The sequence below is a fragment of the Halomonas urumqiensis genome (assembly GCF_003028575.1).
Taxonomy (GTDB): Bacteria; Pseudomonadota; Gammaproteobacteria; order Pseudomonadales; family Halomonadaceae; genus Halomonas; species Halomonas urumqiensis.
Genome location: NZ_PYUD01000001.1, coordinates 1,554,889 through 1,570,879, shown reverse-complemented (window position 1 = coordinate 1,570,879; position 15,991 = coordinate 1,554,889). Strand labels below are relative to the sequence as shown.

At 63.2% G+C, this 15,991-nt stretch carries 18 protein-coding genes; 3 read left to right on the top strand and 15 right to left on the bottom strand.

Annotated features, from left to right (window positions below; all coding sequences use genetic code 11):
* Positions 1-5 precede the first annotated feature (5 nt).
* Positions 6-1,298, bottom strand: a complete 1,293-nt coding sequence (locus tag C6V82_RS06865) for a nucleotide sugar dehydrogenase (protein ID WP_102589026.1) — start codon at positions 1,296-1,298, stop codon at positions 6-8.
* Between the two features lie 5 nt (positions 1,299-1,303).
* Positions 1,304-2,194 (bottom strand): UTP--glucose-1-phosphate uridylyltransferase GalU, encoded by an 891-nt coding sequence (galU, locus tag C6V82_RS06860; protein WP_102589027.1) that lies wholly within the window; start codon positions 2,192-2,194, stop codon positions 1,304-1,306.
* A gap of 218 nt (positions 2,195-2,412) precedes the next feature.
* On the opposite strand from galU, the gene ubiG reads away from it, so the two are divergent.
* Together ubiG and C6V82_RS06850 are read left to right on the top strand one after the other, a co-directional pair.
* A complete protein-coding gene (gene ubiG, locus C6V82_RS06855; protein ID WP_102589028.1) occupies positions 2,413-3,138 on the top strand; it encodes a bifunctional 2-polyprenyl-6-hydroxyphenol methylase/3-demethylubiquinol 3-O-methyltransferase UbiG in 726 nt (241 codons plus the stop codon).
* Positions 3,135-3,797 (top strand): HAD-IA family hydrolase, encoded by a 663-nt coding sequence (locus tag C6V82_RS06850; protein WP_102589029.1) that lies wholly within the window; start codon positions 3,135-3,137, stop codon positions 3,795-3,797. The genes ubiG and C6V82_RS06850 overlap by 4 nt, the downstream gene beginning before the upstream one ends.
* A gap of 6 nt (positions 3,798-3,803) precedes the next feature.
* Here the strand turns inward: C6V82_RS06850 and C6V82_RS06845 are convergent, their stop codons facing one another.
* From C6V82_RS06845 to C6V82_RS06785, 13 genes are all read right to left on the bottom strand, one after another.
* On the bottom strand, positions 3,804-4,565 hold the full coding sequence (locus C6V82_RS06845; RefSeq protein WP_102589040.1) for a YciK family oxidoreductase: 762 nt from the start codon (positions 4,563-4,565) through the stop codon (positions 3,804-3,806).
* Positions 4,566-4,593: 28 nt separating this feature from the next.
* Positions 4,594-5,370 (bottom strand): tol-pal system protein YbgF, encoded by a 777-nt coding sequence (gene ybgF, locus C6V82_RS06840; RefSeq protein ID WP_102589030.1) that lies wholly within the window; start codon positions 5,368-5,370, stop codon positions 4,594-4,596.
* Between the two features lie 29 nt (positions 5,371-5,399).
* Positions 5,400-5,960, bottom strand: a complete 561-nt coding sequence (gene pal / locus C6V82_RS06835) for a peptidoglycan-associated lipoprotein Pal (protein WP_102589031.1) — start codon at positions 5,958-5,960, stop codon at positions 5,400-5,402.
* A 13-nt stretch (positions 5,961-5,973) separates the two neighbouring features.
* The gene (gene tolB, locus C6V82_RS06830; RefSeq protein ID WP_102589032.1) at positions 5,974-7,260 is read right to left on the bottom strand and encodes a Tol-Pal system beta propeller repeat protein TolB; all 1,287 of its coding nucleotides are present in this window, start codon (positions 7,258-7,260) and stop codon (positions 5,974-5,976) included.
* Entirely contained in the window at positions 7,260-8,462 is a 1,203-nt protein-coding gene (tolA, locus tag C6V82_RS06825; RefSeq protein WP_107164725.1) for a cell envelope integrity protein TolA, read from the bottom strand. Before tolA ends, tolB begins: the two co-directional genes overlap by 1 nt.
* 9 nt (positions 8,463-8,471) lie before the next feature.
* Entirely contained in the window at positions 8,472-8,912 is a 441-nt protein-coding gene (tolR, locus tag C6V82_RS06820) for a protein TolR (RefSeq protein ID WP_102586513.1), read from the bottom strand.
* Between the two features lie 12 nt (positions 8,913-8,924).
* Positions 8,925-9,614: a protein TolQ gene (tolQ, locus tag C6V82_RS06815; RefSeq protein ID WP_102586514.1), complete on the bottom strand. Its 690-nt coding sequence runs from the start codon at positions 9,612-9,614 to the stop codon at positions 8,925-8,927.
* Positions 9,615-9,625: 11 nt separating this feature from the next.
* Complete coding sequence (ybgC, locus tag C6V82_RS06810) at positions 9,626-10,054, bottom strand: tol-pal system-associated acyl-CoA thioesterase (protein ID WP_102586515.1); 429 nt, start codon at positions 10,052-10,054, stop codon at positions 9,626-9,628.
* Positions 10,051-11,088 (bottom strand): Holliday junction branch migration DNA helicase RuvB, encoded by a 1,038-nt coding sequence (gene ruvB / locus C6V82_RS06805; protein ID WP_102586516.1) that lies wholly within the window; start codon positions 11,086-11,088, stop codon positions 10,051-10,053. The genes ybgC and ruvB overlap by 4 nt, the downstream gene beginning before the upstream one ends.
* 17 nt (positions 11,089-11,105) lie before the next feature.
* Entirely contained in the window at positions 11,106-11,720 is a 615-nt protein-coding gene (gene ruvA / locus C6V82_RS06800) for a Holliday junction branch migration protein RuvA (RefSeq protein WP_102586517.1), read from the bottom strand.
* Between the two features lie 167 nt (positions 11,721-11,887).
* Positions 11,888-12,427 (bottom strand): crossover junction endodeoxyribonuclease RuvC, encoded by a 540-nt coding sequence (gene ruvC / locus C6V82_RS06795; protein ID WP_102586518.1) that lies wholly within the window; start codon positions 12,425-12,427, stop codon positions 11,888-11,890.
* Positions 12,428-12,593: 166 nt separating this feature from the next.
* Complete coding sequence (gene aspS, locus C6V82_RS06790; RefSeq protein WP_102586519.1) at positions 12,594-14,372, bottom strand: aspartate--tRNA ligase; 1,779 nt, start codon at positions 14,370-14,372, stop codon at positions 12,594-12,596.
* Positions 14,373-14,447: 75 nt separating this feature from the next.
* Positions 14,448-14,762 (bottom strand): FmdB family zinc ribbon protein, encoded by a 315-nt coding sequence (locus tag C6V82_RS06785; protein WP_102586520.1) that lies wholly within the window; start codon positions 14,760-14,762, stop codon positions 14,448-14,450.
* Between the two features lie 258 nt (positions 14,763-15,020).
* Between C6V82_RS06785 and C6V82_RS06780 the strand changes: the two genes are divergently transcribed.
* A complete protein-coding gene (locus C6V82_RS06780) occupies positions 15,021-15,956 on the top strand; it encodes a D-2-hydroxyacid dehydrogenase (protein WP_102586521.1) in 936 nt (311 codons plus the stop codon).
* The last annotated feature ends 35 nt before the right edge of the window (positions 15,957-15,991 follow it).

Here is a 15,991-nt window from a genome sequence, read left to right as displayed (position 1 = left end):
TCGAGTCAGGGGTCTGCACGGCGTCCAATGCCGCGATAGTGCAAGCCCTGGGTGGCCACCCATTGCGGGTCGTAGATGTTACGACCATCGAGCACCAGACGCTCGCCAAGCAGGGCCGCAAGCCGGCTCCAGTCGGGATTCCAGTAGGCCTTCCACTCGGTGACCAGCATCAGCGCGCAGGCGCCTTCGCAGGCCAGGTAAGGGTCTCGGTCGAATACTTCCAGAAGCGGATGATCACCAACCTCCTCGAGTACCGCATGGATCGCCGCGGGATCGTGCAGCCGAACCCGCACGCCCTGGGCCCACAGAGCACGCAGCAGCGTCAGCACGGGCGCATGGTCGATACGCGCAGTGCCCGGTTTGAAGGCGGCCCCCCAGATCGCTACCGTGCGGCCTTCCAGGCGGCCATTGAAGTGCGACCATAATTTGCGAAACAACGTTTCCTTCTTGTGCTCGTTGATATCCAGCACCTGGTCGAGGAGCGCCGAATGACGACCACTGGCCGATTGCACATCGGCCAGTCGCATCAGGTCGCGGGAAAAGTTGGGGCCACCGAAACCGCAGCCGGGATACAGGTATTCGTAGCCAATCCTCGAGTCCGCCCCCATGCCCTGGCGGACGTGTTCCACATCCACTCCCAGGGTATCCGCGAGCCCGGCGATTTCGTTCATGTAACTCAGCCGTGTGGCGAGCATGCCGTTGATGGCAAGCTTCGTCAGCTCGGCGTCACGGCGCGGCATGCGCTGGAACACCTCACTGCGTCGATTGAATGCACGCATCAGCTCGCGTACCTGCGCCTCGGCGGCAGCGTCATCACAGCCCAGCAGCCAGCGAGCCGGACGAGTGAACGTCTCCCATGCGCGCCCCTCTTCGAGCAGGTCCGGAAGTGCTACGGCACGGGCCTTGCCATCGAACTGACTCTCGAGCCTCTCGGTCTCGCCGACGGGAAACGTCGAGTTGTTGATCACCACCAGGTCCTTGCCCCCCGCCGCTGCCAATCGGGAGAACAATACAGGAAGCTCGCCACGCTGCTCAGGCGATACCGCAAGCCACACCACTTCCAACGTGTGCAGCCGTTCGCTATCCGGCTGAGCCTCGATCACCTCGAGAGTGCCGTTCGCCAGGCTCTCCTCGAGTTGCGCGGCAAGCCTGGGCTCCCGGCGCAACCAGTCAACCTTTTTGAGGTGCTCCCAGGGGGCGGCCTCGTGGGGCAGCCAGAGCACATGATGCCCCACCCACGACAGTGCCGCCGCAGCGGTGACCGCCGCCAGCTCGCTTCCATGAATCAACACCCGCATGGGTCTCACTCCTTACCAGCGTAACGTGTCAGCAGTTCGCGAAAGCCATCCCCATATCGGGAATGCCGGCGTCCATAGACCAGGATGGCCTCGAGGTAGCCAAGCTGGTGGCCACAGTCGTAGGTGCGCCCACGCATGCGCCAGGCATCCACGCCGGTGTCGCGAATCAGCGTATCGATGGCATCGGTGAGCTGGATCTCATTGCCCGCCCCCGGTGGCGTCTTTGCGAGTAATGAGAAGATGCTGCCCGGAAGCGCATAGCGACCGATGACCGCGAGATTCGACGGCGCCTGGGCTACCTTGGGTTTCTCCACCACGCTTGTCAGCGAACGGGACTCCCCGGCTGGCGGGATGTCGCCATCGGTGTCGACGATACCGTACTTGTAGACCAGCTCATGGGGAACTTCCTCGACCATCAGTTGGGCGCGCCCGGTGCGATCGAACGCATCGAGCATACCGGCCAGGTCATTGCGGGCCAGGCCATCGCCATCGACCAGCACGTCGGGCAGCAGCACGGCGAAGGGTTCGTTGTCACCGATGATCGGGCGAGCGCAAAGAACCGCATGGCCAAGCCCAAGTGGCTCGGGTTGGCGCACGCTGATGATATTGACGTCGGCCGGCACGATCGAACGCAGCTCCTCGAGAAGCTCATGCTTGCCCTTGGCCTCGAGGCTCGCTTCGAGTTCAAAGTGCTTGTCGAAGTGGTTCTCGATGGCGCTCTTGCTGCCGTGGGTGACCAGTACGATGTCACGAATACCGGCGGCGACGGCCTCTTCGACCACATACTGAATCACCGGGCGGTCGACGATGGTGATCATTTCCTTGGGAATTGCCTTGGAGGCCGGCAGGCAGCGGGTGCCAAAGCCGGCAACGGGGAGCACGGCCTTCTTGATCATGGTCTAATCCTTGTCCTAAACGACATCAATGGTGGTTGTGGCTTCGGCTCGCCCGGATCGGGCCGGGTGTTGCCTCGTTCGGGGCCGCGGTCGCGTGATGTCGCATGGGAATGCATCACCGACAGCGGGTAGAATAGGCATGATACCGGACGAGCCATGAGCTGCCACTGTGTCGGCTCGGCAACAACTTGAATTGAGACAGCCAACGGAGAGCTCAGATGAGCGCAAGTCACACCCAGGCAGGCAATGTCGATCCCGGCGAGATCGCCAAGTTCGAGGCACTGGCCAGTCGCTGGTGGGATCCCCAGAGCGAATTCAAGCCGCTGCACGAGATCAATCCGCTGCGACTCGATTTCATCGACGCGCGGGCAGGGCTGGCGGGCAAGCGGGTACTCGACGTGGGCTGTGGTGGCGGCATTCTCTCCGAGGCCATGGCACAGCGTGGCGCTACAGTCACCGGTATCGATCTTGGTGAGGCGCCACTGGCGGTTGCCAGGCTGCATGCCGAAGAGAGTGGCGTTGAGGTCAGCTATCGGCATGTCAGTGTCGAGACGCTTGCCACTGACGACCCCGCGAGCTTCGATGTGGTGACTTGCCTTGAAATGCTCGAGCACGTGCCCGACCCGGCGTCGGTGGTGCGTGCCTGCATGACCCTGGTGAAACCCGGCGGGCATGTGTTCTTCTCGACCATCAACCGCAATCCCAAGGCCTACGCCCTGGCGATCCTCGGCGCCGAGTACCTGCTGCGCATGCTCCCCCGCGGCACGCATGACTACCAGAAATTCATCCGCCCCGCCGAGCTTGCCAGCTGGTGTCGCGAGGCCGGCCTCGCGGTACGCGAGCAGAGTGGGTTGACCTACAACCCGCTGTCTCGGCGTTATCGACTCTCATCGAATGATGTCTCGGTGAATTACCTGATGCACTGTCGCCGAGAGACGACATGAGCATCATCACGCCCCCCGACGCCTTGCTTTTCGACCTCGATGGCACCCTGGTGGATACCGCGCCGGATCTTGCGCGGGCCACCAATGCGTTGCGCGCCCACCATGGCCTGGCGGCGCTGGCCTATCCGGTGATTCGAGCCCAGGTGTCCAACGGCGGCAGTGCACTGGTCGACCTGGCACTGGGGCTTCCCAAGGAGGCACAGGGACACGATGAAGCCAGGGCGTTCCTGCTTGCCGCTTATGGTCAGGGGGTGGCCGTAGAGAGCCAGGTATTCGCCCCGCTCGACCGCCTGCTGAGCCAGTGGGAGAGTCTCTCACGCCCCTGGGGCATCGTCACCAACAAGCCGCGTGCCTATGCCGAACCCTTGGTGGCGGCGTTGGGACTGAGACCTGGTGTGCTGTTGTGCGCTGATGATCTGCCGGTGAAGAAACCGGACCCGGCCCCGCTGCACGAAGCCGCCCGGCGTCTCGGTGTGGCGGAGTTCGCCTGCTGGTATATCGGCGACCATGTACGCGACATGCAGGCCGCCAGGGCCGCGGGCATGGCGGCCGTGGCGGTGGGCTATGGGTATATCGAGGAAGGTGACGACTATCGCGCCTGGCCAGCGGATCTGTGGTTCGATACCGCCCAGGCGCTGGTCGATGCCCTGAGCCGGTAACACGGCTCAGGCTTTCGCTGGCTGGGCGTCGAACTTCCCGCCATTATGGCCTCGACTGTCAGGCCCCATCAGCCACAGGTAGGTGGGCATGATGTCTTCTGGCGTGCGCAGGGTCGAGACATCTTCCGCCGGATAGGCGGTCTTGCGCATCTGTGTGCGCGTGGCACCCGGGTTCAGGCTGTTGACGCGGATATTGCCGAGATGTTCGAGCTCATCGGCCAGTACCTCGACGAAGCCTTCGGTAGCGAACTTCGACACCGAATAGGCGCCCCAGTAGGCGCGCCCCACCCGGCCCACGCTCGATGATGTGAAGATCACCGATGAATCCGCCGAGTACTTGAGCAATGGCAACAGCGCCTGGGTCATCCAGATCGGGCCATTGATGTTGACCTGCATCACCTGTTCCCACAGTTCCGGATTGTACTGCTCGAATGGCGTGATTCGCCCAAGCAGGCCGGCATTGTGCAACAGGCCATCCAGCCGACCGAACTCCTTGTCCAGGGTCTCGGCCATGTCGTGGAAATCCTTGAGCACGGCACCTTCGAAGTTCAGCGGGAAGATCGCCGGCTGAGGCCCTCCCGCAGCTTCGATTTCATCGTAGACCTTCTCAAGCTTGGCGGTGGTGCGACCCAGCAGGATCACCGTGGCACCATGGCGAGCGTAGCTAAGCGCCGCAGCGCGGCCGATGCCTGACCCCGCTCCCGTGACCAGGATATTGCGTCCCTTGAGCAAATCGGCCGGCGCCTGGTAATCGATCTTGCAGTCAATCGTTGCGGTCATGGAGACTCCTTGGGGGTCAGTTGCCCGACTGGCGCAGGAAGTCGTTGGCCAATCCTGCCGCGCTACTATCCGGGTACTCGTCCCTGACCCGTTCGAGCAGTTCGCGACTTTCGCCGGGTTGACCCTGGCGCGCCTTAAGCAGACCTAGCTTGTAGAGCGCATCGGGAACCTTGCTGCTGCCGGAGAAGTCGTCCAGTACGGTGCGAAACGCGGCGTCGGCTTCGTCGAGGTTACCCTCGGCGGCATGCAACTCACCCAGCCAGTAATGGGCATTGGCGGTCAGGTTATTGTCGGGATGGTCACCCACGAAGCTGTTGAAGGCGTCGATCGCCCGGTCGAACTCACGCGCCTGCACGTGGGCGAAGGCAGCCTGGTAAGCGGCCTGGGCATCGGCGCTGGCACCGCTTGGCGACGAGGCCTCGGCAACCTGGCGTGCGGCCTGATCATCCACCTGGCTAGGTGCATCGATGCCGACATCGGCCGAACTCGCGGCCAACCGGTCCTCGATATCCATGTATTGCTGGCGGGTCTGGCGACGCAGTTGCTCGAGTTGATGACGCAACTCCTCGACCTGTCCACGCAACTGGCGTAGCTCCTCCTGGTGCTCCTGGACCTGGTTGAACAGCACCAGACTGCCACCCGCTTCCTCACGGGTTTCTGTCTGCTGGTAGAACGAACGCGGCTGGCTGGTGAGATCCTCGACCAGCGGTTGCTGCGCCATTGCGGGTAGCCATACGGACAGCGGGAGCACCAGGGCTCCCGCGCCGCACAGTCTTCTCAGACCGTGTTGCATGCGTATCTCCATCGACCTGTGGGCATGTCTCAGTAGGCGAAGACGACCCGGCGGTTCTGGGCGTAGGCATCTTCACTCTGGCCACGTGCGGCCGGACGCTCTTCGCCATAGCCTACCACCTCGACCTGCGAGGGGGAGACCCCCTGCACGGACAGAAAGCGCTCCACGGAACGTGCGCGCCGCTCGCTCAGGGCCATGTTGTACTCGCGCGTGCCTCGTTCATCGGTATGCCCCTGGAGCACCACGCGAGCATTGCCGTTGCTGCTCAGGTAGCGGGCATGCGCGGTCAGAACCGGCTCGAACTCGCTACGGATGCGGTCGCTGTCGTACTCGAAGTAGATTGTACGCTGCTCGGGGATGCGGCCATCGGCCTGCTGGCCGGCACGCTCGCTACCGGTTCCGATACCTGAACCACCCACCTGGCTGGAGCCCGCGGTGCCGGTGCCCGCACCATCCCGGCTGCCATCCATTGAACCATCCTGGGTGCCACCACTGCTGGAACAACCAGCCACGAAGGCCAGGGACAGTGCGACCGCCAGGGTTCTGGCATAGGGCTTGAGACCGCGCTTGAGACCGCGCTTGAGTTGCATCGTGTTACTCCTTTCAATTCATGAACGGTGACCACGCGGGTTCGCGCACGTCACCTTGAGCCGAGGGCAAGCGGAAGGACGCGCGTCCATCGGCCGTGACGGCCCCCAACACCCCGCTATTACCATGCTGGGTGGCGAAGATTACCATGGTCCCGTTGGGCGCAACACTGGGAGATTCAGCGGCACCCGAGTCGCTCAGCACGATCAGCCGGTCAGTCTCGAGATCCTGTCTGGCGACCTGATATCCACGGTCCGAACGATGGATCAGGAAGATCGATTCACCATCCGGTGCAAAGCGCCCGCGCGCATTGTAGTTGCCGGTATAGGTCATGCGCTCCTGCTCACCGCTGGCCATGTCATGTCGATAGATCTGCGGGCCACCACTGCGGTCTGAGGTGAACAGCAGGCTACGACCATCAGGCGAGAAGGAGGGCTCGGTATCGATGGCGGAGTTGTTGGTGATGCGCTGGAAGTCGCGAGCCGCGATATCCATCACGTAGATCTCCGGCTGCCCATCCTTGGATAATGACATGGCCAGCCGCCGACCATCGGGTGACCAGGCCGGCGCGCCGTTGATGCCCTCGAACGAGGTGGCCCTCACGCGCTGGCCGCTGCCAATGTCCTGAATGTAGATCGCCGGGCGCTCGGTTTCGAAGGAGACATAGGCAAGTTTGCCGCCATCCGGTGACCATGCCGGTGACAGGATCGGTTCGCGCGAGCTCAGTATCTGCTCGCTGTTGCGTCCATCGGCATCGGCCACGTAGAGCGCGAACTGCATGTCGTCACCCACCCCATTGGCGGTGACATAGGCGATACGCGTCGAGAAAGCCCCGCGAATGTCAGTGATGGCTTCAAAGATTTGATCGCTGATGTAGTGGGCAGCGCTACGCAATTCACCATTACCGGCGGTGACGACCTCGCCCAGCATACGACGCTCACCGGACACATCCATCAGCTCGAACTGGAGTCGATAGCCATCACCGTCCTGACTGGCATTGCCGACCACCAGGTAACGAACATCCAGAGTACGCCAGTCGTCGAAGCGTACGTCGTCGCTTGTGCTTGGTTGGTCGAACATCTGGCGACGCGGCAGTGGGTCGAAATAGCCACTGCGTTCGAGGTTGTCGTGGATCACCTGGGCGACATCCTCGGGGAGTTCGTCACCACCCGCGAACGGCACCACGGCGATTGGCGTTGCACGGTCACTGCCACGGGTGATCTCGATGGTCAGGTTGGCGTGAGCCACGCTGCTCATCAGCAGCAGCATGGCGGTCAGCCAGGCACTCATCAGGGCTTTCATCAGCGTACATCTCCCGGTCTGAATCGCAGATTGAATTGACGGTAGTCCCGTTGTACTGCCGCTGGCAACTGTCGCAATTCGGCAAACGGCGCAGCGGCCTCGACAGCCTGAACCGCTGAACGGTCGAAGGCGCTATTGCCGCTGCCCTGAACGATATTGGCGCTGAACAGCTCCCCGGAGGGCCCCAGCCGCACATTGATCTCGGTGGAAGCACCTTCGGGCACATTGGGCGGAATCGCCCAGGCCTGCTCCACAGCCCGTCGTACCAGCGTAATGAAATTATTGGCCGCTTCCTGACCTTGACGAGCATTGGCGGCAGCCTCACGTTCGCCCTCCAGGATGCGTTGAATCTCGGCTTCGGCTTCCGCCGCCTCGGCAGCCCGGCGAGCCTCCTCCTCGGCCTGACGCTGGCGCTCGGCTTCCGCTTCCGCCTCGGCCTGTCGTTGGCGCTCGGCTTCCGCTTCCTCCTCGGCCTGACGCTGGCGCTCGGCTTCCGCTTCCGCCTCGGCCTGTCGTTGGCGCTCGGCTTCCGCTTCCGCCTCGGCCTGTCGCTGGCGCTCGGCTTCCGCTTCCGCCTCAGCCTGACGCTGACGTTCGGCTTCCGCTTCCGCCTCGGCCTGTCGCTGACGCTCGGCTTCCGCTTCCGCCTCAGCCTGACGCTGACGTTCGGCTTCCGCCTCAGCCTCAGCCTGTCGCTGACGCTCGGCTTCCGCCTCGGCCTGTCGCTGGCGCTCGGCTTCCGCTTCCGCCTCGGCCTCAGCCTGTCGCTGACGTTCGGCTTCCTGCTGCTCACGCTCCCGCGCCTGCTCCTCAGCGTCGGCGATGCGTCTTTCGGCTTCCGCCTCGGCGGCCTCCCGCGCTTCCTGCAACGCACGCGCTTCCCGTTCCCGTGCGGCTTCCTGCTCGGCCTGGCGTGCCGCCTCTTCTTGCGCCTCGCGCTGCGCTGCCTCGGCCTGTGCGTCGCGTTGCGCCTGCTCCTCGGCTTCCCTGGCTTGTGCACGCGAACGGGCTTCCTCGGCGCGCTGTGCCTGATCGGTGACCGTTTCGGTACTCACCAGGGTCGCCTGAACGATCGACGAGGAGGTCGGCTCAGGGGTGTCGGCCGGCAGGCTGATCACACTGACAATCACGACGGCCACGTGAATCAGCACCGCAAGGATCGTCGGCAGACCGTAGCCTACCCGTGACTCATGTCTGGCCATCTCGACTCCTCAGCCGTCGCTGGGCGGTGGTTCCGAGATCAACCCGACATTGCTGACGCCGGCGATCTGCAAGGTGCTCATCAGGTTGACTACCTGGCCATAGGAGACATTGCGGTCGCCACGCACCATCACGGGCGTGCCAGGGCGACGTTCGAGCAGGATGATCACCCGGTCGGCAACCTCATCGAGCGAGACGGCGGTCTCTTCGTCACCGAGCGAGATGAAGTACTGCCCGTCGCGATCCACCGAGACGATAACCGGTTCGTCATTGTCCGTTGAGTCCATGGGTTCGGAGCTCACCTGCGGCAAGTCGACCTGAACCCCCTGGGTCAACATCGGTGCCGTGATCATGAAGATCACCAGCAATACCAGCATCACATCGATGAACGGCACGACGTTGATCTCGGCCATGGGCTTGCGGGCGCCACCGCGATGGAAAGGTCCATGCATAGCGGGCCTCCTTCAGGCGTTGCCGGTTTCGGCACGGCCCTGCAGATTGCGGTGCAGGATGGAGTGGAATTCCTCGGCGAAATCCTCGTACTTGCCAAGCAGCCTGCCGGAGGTCGAGGACAAGCGGTTGTAGAAGATCACGGCGGGAATCGCGGCGAACAGGCCCATGGCGGTGGCGATGAGGGCTTCGGCGATCCATGGCGCTACCGTGGAGAGCGTTGCCTGCTGGGCCATGGACAGCGACTGGAAGGATCCCATGATGCCCCATACGGTGCCAAACAGCCCGATGTAGGGGCTGGCCGAGGCCACGGTGGCCAGGAACACCAGGTGCATGTTGAGGCGTTCTTCCTCACGAGACCACGCCACGCGCATGCTGCGCTGGACTCCCTCGAGTATGGCCTGAGGGCTGCGTGTCTTGGGTAGCAGGCGATTGAATTCGCGAAACCCCGAACGAAACAGGTGCTCGGCGCCTTGGGTTTCCTGCTCGGCCGGCGTCTCGCGGTAGAGTTCGTTGAGGTCGACACCCGACCAGAAGCGTTCCTCGAAGGCCTGGTGGGCGCGTCGCGCGCGGCGTAACACGAAAGAGCGCTGGAAGATCACGATCCAGGACAGGATCGAACCCACCGTGAGCAGCAGCATGACCAGCTGCACCACGGTACTGGCGCTCATGATCAGGTGGGGTATGGACATGGAGTCGTTCACGGGCATCCTCGTCAGACGTGCGGTTGAGTGTCTTGCTGTTGATGTCGGGCAATCAGCCTGGCCGCCAGTTCGGGTGGCCAGGCAACGGGCTTGTGGCGTTTGGCATCGAGACAGGCGATGTCGACCGACGCCTCGCAGAGTGGTTCCCCGTCGCGGGTGACGCGCTGGGCGAACTGCAGTCGGGCACGGCCATGGGACACGATGTCGGCACTGACCTCGAGAGCATCATCGAGGCGCGCGGGACGCGCATAGCGGCATTCGAGGCGGTGCACCACCAGTTGGATGCCGGCGGCAAAGAGCCCGGCCTGGGTGAAGCCCTGGTGGCGCAGCCATTCACTGCGCGCGCGTTCCATGAACTTCAGGTAGTTCACGTAATAGACGATACCACCCGCATCGGTATCCTCGATGTAGACCCTGACCGGCAGGTGAAAACCGCTCATGGCCGGGTCTCCCCTGCCGCATCGCTGGCGTCGGCCGCCGGTGCCAGGCCAAAGTGCTGCCAGGCCTGGCGCGTCACCACGCGTCCGCGCGCGGTGCGCATCATCAAGCCTTGCTGGATCAGATAGGGCTCGATGACATCCTCGATGGTGTCGCGCTCCTCACCGATGGCGGCGGACAGTGAATCGACCCCCACCGGTCCCCCGTCGAACTTTTCGATCATCGCCAGCAACAGGCGGCGATCCATGTGATCAAGGCCATGATGATCGACATGCAGCATGTCCAGGGCTCGATCGGCGGTGCCGGAATCGACCAGGCCATTGCCGCGCACCTCGGCGTAGTCACGCACCCGGCGCAGCAGGCGATTGGCGATGCGTGGCGTACCACGTGAGCGGCGAGCCACTTCGACGGCGCCGGCGCGGTCGGCATCGACACCCAGCAGACGGGCCGAACGGACGACGATCTCGGTGAGGTCATCGATGCCGTAGAACTCCAGGCGCTGGACGATCCCGAAGCGGTCGCGCAGTGGCGATGTCAGAAGCCCGGCGCGAGTGGTGGCGCCAACCAGCGTGAAGGGCGGCAGGTCGAGCTTGATGGAGCGCGCCGCCGGCCCTTCGCCGATGACGATATCGAGCTGATAATCCTCCATGGCGGGGTAGAGAATCTCCTCCACCACGGGTGATAGCCGGTGGATCTCGTCGATGAACAACACATCGCCCGGTTGCAGGTTGGTGAGCATCGCCGCCAGGTCACCGGCGCGCTCCAGCACCGGGCCGGAGGTCGACTTCATACCGACGCCCATCTCCTCGGCGATGATATTGGCAAGCGTGGTCTTGCCTAGCCCGGGTGGCCCGAATACCAGGGTGTGATCGAGGCTCTCGGCACGCCCCCGGGCCGCACCAATGAAGATCTCGAGCTGTTCGCGCACTCTGGGCTGGCCAATGTACTCGGCCAATCGACGCGGGCGAATGGCATGATCGACCCGACCTTCCCCTTCGCGGGGTTCGGCGGCAATCAGGCGATCATTCTCGAGCATCGGGATGTCTCCGCTGTTCAACCACTGAGGCGACGGCTAAGCGCTGCCTTGATCATGGCTTCGGTGGTCGGTTCACCCTCGAGGCCCGAGAGCATCTTGGCTGCCTCGGCCGGCTTGTAGCCAAGAGTGACCAGTGCGGCCTCGGCATCGGCCAACGGGTCCTTGCCGGGAGCGCTTGACGGCGCTGCGGCGCCGCCCAGGCCCTCCAGCGTATCGCCGGCTGGCTGCCAATGGGGAAATCGGTCACGCATCTCGATGATCAGGCGCTCGGCGGTCTTCTTGCCGACCCCCGGCAGGCGAGTCAGCGACTTGACGTCGTCATCCATCACGCAGCGGATGAAGGCATCCTCATCCATGCCGGACAGAATCGCCAGGGCCAGCTTGGGCCCGACGCCATTGACCTTGATCAACGCTCGAAACAACGCCCTCTCCTGTTCGCGGGCAAAGCCGTACAGCAAGTGGGCGTCCTCACGCACGCTCAAGTGGGTATGCAGTGTCACCGGCTCGCCTGTGCCAGGCAACGCCACCAGGGTATTCATGGACGCTTCGAGCTCGTAGCCGACGCCGGCCACGTCCACCACCAGCCAAGGTGGCTGCTTGTCGAGCAAGGTGCCTCTCAAACGTCCAATCATGGGCTTGCTTCCCTTGGTGTTGCGATTCCTTGGCCGACCGGATGATAGCTGGTCGAGTCGCCGCTACAGGACAGAATGGTGGTCACTATACTGGTCGCCCGGGCGGCTGACCAGCCTGCCTTGAAACAGCGTTCGATAATAAGTTGCGTCGCCGTAAAGCGACAGGTTCAGGGCGTGAAATCGCGCCAGGATCCGCCCTTGCGTCGGCTTTTGTGGCCTCCAAAGCTCCCCGAGGTCATCAAGCCGCGTCGTGCATGGGCGTGGGTCAATGCGATGGCCAGCGCATCGGCCGCATCGGCCTGGGGAGTGGCGGAAAGCCCCAGTATGGCGGTCACCATGTGCTGTACCTGGGCCTTGTCCGCGGCGCCGCTGCCGGTCACCGCCTGCTTGATCTGTCGGGGTCCGTATTCGCTGACCGGTAACCCATGATTGGCGGCGCAGACAATGGCCGTGCCACGGGCCTGGCCGAGCTTGAGGGCAGAGTCGGCATTTTTCGACATGAACACCTGCTCGATGGCGAACTCGCCGGGCCGATGTACCGCGATGAGTTCACTGATGCCGGCATATACCTGGGCCAGTTTCTGGGCAAGTTCATCGGCCTGAATACGGATACAGCCACTCGCCACGTAGCGCGGCGTCGGCATGGCCACGTCCAGCACGCCATAGCCGGTGATTCGCGAGCCGGGATCGATGCCAAGAATCAGCATGTCCTGGCCACCTGGACCAAGGCGACAGGCCAGGCCACTGCTGCCGGCGTCGCTGGGGAGCGACACTTGCCACGCGACAGACCTAACCACCACCGGCGCCCTCGGGCGCCGGTGGCATGGTCAGGCATCGAGGCGATGCGCCCCGGTGCTGCAAACGCCAGGAAAGTCACTCCTGACCTTCCGCCTTGGCCTTCTGGCGCAGGCGGATATTCAGCTCGCGAAGCTGCTCGATCGAGACCTCGCCAGGAGCATCGGTCATCAGGCAAGCCGCGCTCTGGGTCTTGGGAAAGGCGATCACTTCACGGATGGTGCGTGCACCGGCCATCAGCATCACCAGTCGGTCGAGGCCGAAGGCCAGACCACCATGGGGCGGTGCGCCGTAATGCAGAGCGTCGAGCAGGAAACCGAACTTCTCGCGTGCCTCTTCTTCGCCGATGCCGAGGATCTCGAACACGGTGCTCTGCATCTGCTGGTCGTGAATACGGATCGAGCCGCCACCCAGCTCGGTGCCATTCAGCACCATGTCGTAGGCGCGCGAAAGCGCGTCAACCGGATTGGCCTTGAGTGCTTCCGCACTGCACGACGGTGAGGTAAAGGGATGGTGCAGCGGGCTCAAGCGGCCGTTGCCATCGGCTTCGAACATCGGGAAGTCGACCACCCACAGCGGCGCCCACTGCTGGGTGTAGAGGTCGAGGTCCTCGCCCAGCTTGACCCGCAGCGCCCCGATTGCCTCATTGACAATGCGTGCCTTGTCCGCACCAAAGAAGATGATGTCACCGTCCTTGGCATCGACGCGCTCGAGAAGCTCCTCGATCACGTTCTCCATGAACTTGACGATCGGTGACTGCAGTCCATCGAGGCCGGCGGCGCGGTCGTTGACCTTGATCCAGGCCAGGCCCTTGGCGCCATAGATACCGACAAACTTGGTGTACTCGTCGATCTCCTTGCGCGAGAGCTTGGCCCCACCGGGTACCTTGAGCGCGGCGACACGCCCGTCATCGGCACTGGCCGGGCCGGAGAAGACCTTGAAGTCGACCTGCTTCATCAGGTCGTCGACATCGGTGAGCTCTAGCGGAATGCGCAGGTCCGGCTTGTCGGAACCGAAGCGGTCCATTGCTTCGTTCCAGGTCATGCGCGGAAATTCGGCAAGTTCGACGTCCAGCACTTCATGGAACAGCTGACGGATCATGGCCTCGGTGATGCCCATGATGTCATCTTCCTCGACGAACGAGGCCTCGATGTCGATCTGGGTGAATTCCGGCTGGCGGTCGGCGCGCAGGTCCTCGTCGCGGAAACACTTGGCGATCTGGTAGTAGCGATCGAAGCCGGCCACCATCAGCAACTGCTTGAACAGCTGCGGCGACTGCGGTAAGGCAAAGAAGTTGCCGGCGTGGGTGCGGCTTGGCACCAGGTAGTCGCGGGCGCCCTCCGGGGTGGCGCGAGTCAGGATCGGCGTTTCGATATCGAGAAAACCCTGACCCTCTAGGAACGCGCGCACGCTGTGGGAAATTCGCGAGCGCAGCCGCAGTTTCTCGATCATCTCGGGACGGCGCAGATCGATATAGCGATGCTTGAGGCGCACTTCCTCGCCCACCTTGCCATGCTCGTCGAGCTGGAACGGCGGCGTGGCGGCGGTGTTCAGCACCTCCACCTCCTTGGCCAGTACCTCGATCATGCCGGTGGGCATGTTGGCGTTCTGGGTACCTTCCGGGCGCAGCCGAACCCGGCCCGAGATGCGCAGCACGTACTCGCTGCGCGCGCGGTCGGCATTCGCGAAGGCCTCGGCGGTGTCGGGGTCGACCACGACCTGGGCGATGCCATCGCGATCACGCAGGTCGAGGAAGATCACCCCACCATGGTCACGGCGGCGATGTACCCAGCCGCACAGGGTGACCGTCTGGTCCACCAGGGTCTCGTTAAGCTGGCCGCAATAATGGCTGCGCATGGCATATCCTGTTCTGTTGCGTAAAAAGAAATGATTCGAAAAACTCGGCGCCACAAGGCACCTGGGTGGGCGAGTCTAGGCCGCCGCACCATCCTTGCTGGCCGCTACAGGCTTGGCCTTTTCAGAGCCGCCCTTGTCGGAACCGGGCTTGTCGGCACCTGTATTACCCGTGCCGCCCTGGGTGTCACCGGCCAGGTTCTTCTTGCTGCCGGACTTGAAATCGGTCTCGTACCAGCCGCCACCGGCCAGGCGGAAGCCCGCCGCGGAAATCAGTCGAGACAGCGCCGCTGTCTCGCAGGCCGGACAATCCTTCAAGGGGTCGGCGCTGATCTTCTGAAGCTTCTCCAGACGGTGGCCGCAGGCCTTGCACTCGTATTCGTAGATGGGCATGGTTCTATCTCTCCGCAAACAACATTACCCGGAATCAGGACGTCTCAGGGCATCCGCCCCCTTGTCATGACGGAACGCCATGACGAAATGGCAAGACGAATATGTGGCCGGCCCAAGCGCTATTCAACTCGCTACGCTATTCAACACTCTGTGCTGGACAAAAGCGACTGACATGGCTAACTGAAAGCCCGACATTATAGCGTGCCCACACCCCGTGCGGGCAAGGCATCAAGACCCCGCTTAACGCAAGGAACTCCCATGAAAGCCGTGATTCTCGATGCAGCAAGCCTGGGTGACGATATCGACCTCACCCCGATTCGTGACAGTGTTGATGAGCTCGATGTTCATCAGCTCAGCATTCGTGACGAGGCCGCCGCGCGTCTGGCGGGCGCCGAGGTGTGCATCGTCAACAAGGTAGTGCTTGATTCAGCGACTCTCGAATCCCTGCCCGCATTGCGGCTGATCTGTGTGCTCGCCACCGGTACCAACAATATCGACATGGCCGCCGCCGAGCGCCTGGGCATCATGGTAAAGAACGTGTCGGCCTATGGTACCGCCAGTGTCGCCCAGCACACCCTGATGCTTACGCTTGCGCTGGCCAATCGCCTGCCGCTCTACCAGCGCGACGTGGCCGCCGGGCGCTGGGGCGAAAGCGCGTTTTTTTGCATGATGGACCACGGCACCCTGCAGCTGGAAGGCAAGCACCTGGTGATCGTCGGCCAAGGGGTGTTGGGGTCGCAGGTTGCCAAGCTCGCCGAGGCATTCGGCATGCGGGTAAGCTTCGCCGCCCGCCCTGGAAACGAAGCCAACGACAGCCGCCCTGGCCTCTCGGCACTGGCGGATGACGCCGATGTGATCAGCCTGCATTGCCCGTTGAGCGACGCCACACACCACCTGGTCGACGCCAAGCTGCTGGCGACCGTGAAGCCCGGTGCCTTGCTGATCAACTGCGCCCGGGGAGGTATCATCGATGAACACGCGGCGCTAGAGGCGTTGCGCAACGGACGCCTGGGTGGGCTTGGTGTCGATGTACTGCCGGTGGAACCGCCGCGCGATGGCCATGCGCTGATCGAGGCGTTGGCTGAGCCACTCAACCTGATCGTGACCCCGCACAATGCCTGGATCACGCCGGAAGCGAGGCAGCGCGTGGTGACCCTGACCGTCGACAATCTTACCGCCTGGAAGGCGCAATAGGCGATTTTCAACGAGCAAGCTTCGACCGGCCAATT

Coding starts and splice junctions, on each gene's coding strand:
- C6V82_RS06865 (WP_102589026.1), bottom strand. CDS start 1,298: ATGCGGGTGTTGATTCATGGAAGCGAGCTGGCGGCGGTCACCGCTGCG.
- galU (WP_102589027.1), bottom strand. CDS start 2,194: ATGATCAAGAAGGCCGTGCTCCCCGTTGCCGGCTTTGGCACCCGCTGC.
- ubiG (WP_102589028.1), top strand. CDS start 2,413: ATGAGCGCAAGTCACACCCAGGCAGGCAATGTCGATCCCGGCGAGATC.
- C6V82_RS06850 (WP_102589029.1), top strand. CDS start 3,135: ATGAGCATCATCACGCCCCCCGACGCCTTGCTTTTCGACCTCGATGGC.
- ybgF (WP_102589030.1), bottom strand. CDS start 5,370: ATGCAACACGGTCTGAGAAGACTGTGCGGCGCGGGAGCCCTGGTGCTC.
- pal (WP_102589031.1), bottom strand. CDS start 5,960: ATGCAACTCAAGCGCGGTCTCAAGCGCGGTCTCAAGCCCTATGCCAGA.
- tolB (WP_102589032.1), bottom strand. CDS start 7,260: ATGAAAGCCCTGATGAGTGCCTGGCTGACCGCCATGCTGCTGCTGATG.
- tolA (WP_107164725.1), bottom strand. CDS start 8,462: ATGGCCAGACATGAGTCACGGGTAGGCTACGGTCTGCCGACGATCCTT.
- tolR (WP_102586513.1), bottom strand. CDS start 8,912: ATGCATGGACCTTTCCATCGCGGTGGCGCCCGCAAGCCCATGGCCGAG.
- ybgC (WP_102586515.1), bottom strand. CDS start 10,054: ATGAGCGGTTTTCACCTGCCGGTCAGGGTCTACATCGAGGATACCGAT.
- ruvB (WP_102586516.1), bottom strand. CDS start 11,088: ATGCTCGAGAATGATCGCCTGATTGCCGCCGAACCCCGCGAAGGGGAA.
- ruvA (WP_102586517.1), bottom strand. CDS start 11,720: ATGATTGGACGTTTGAGAGGCACCTTGCTCGACAAGCAGCCACCTTGG.
- ruvC (WP_102586518.1), bottom strand. CDS start 12,427: ATGCTGATTCTTGGCATCGATCCCGGCTCGCGAATCACCGGCTATGGC.
- aspS (WP_102586519.1), bottom strand. CDS start 14,372: ATGCGCAGCCATTATTGCGGCCAGCTTAACGAGACCCTGGTGGACCAG.
- C6V82_RS06785 (WP_102586520.1), bottom strand. CDS start 14,762: ATGCCCATCTACGAATACGAGTGCAAGGCCTGCGGCCACCGTCTGGAG.
- C6V82_RS06780 (WP_102586521.1), top strand. CDS start 15,021: ATGAAAGCCGTGATTCTCGATGCAGCAAGCCTGGGTGACGATATCGAC.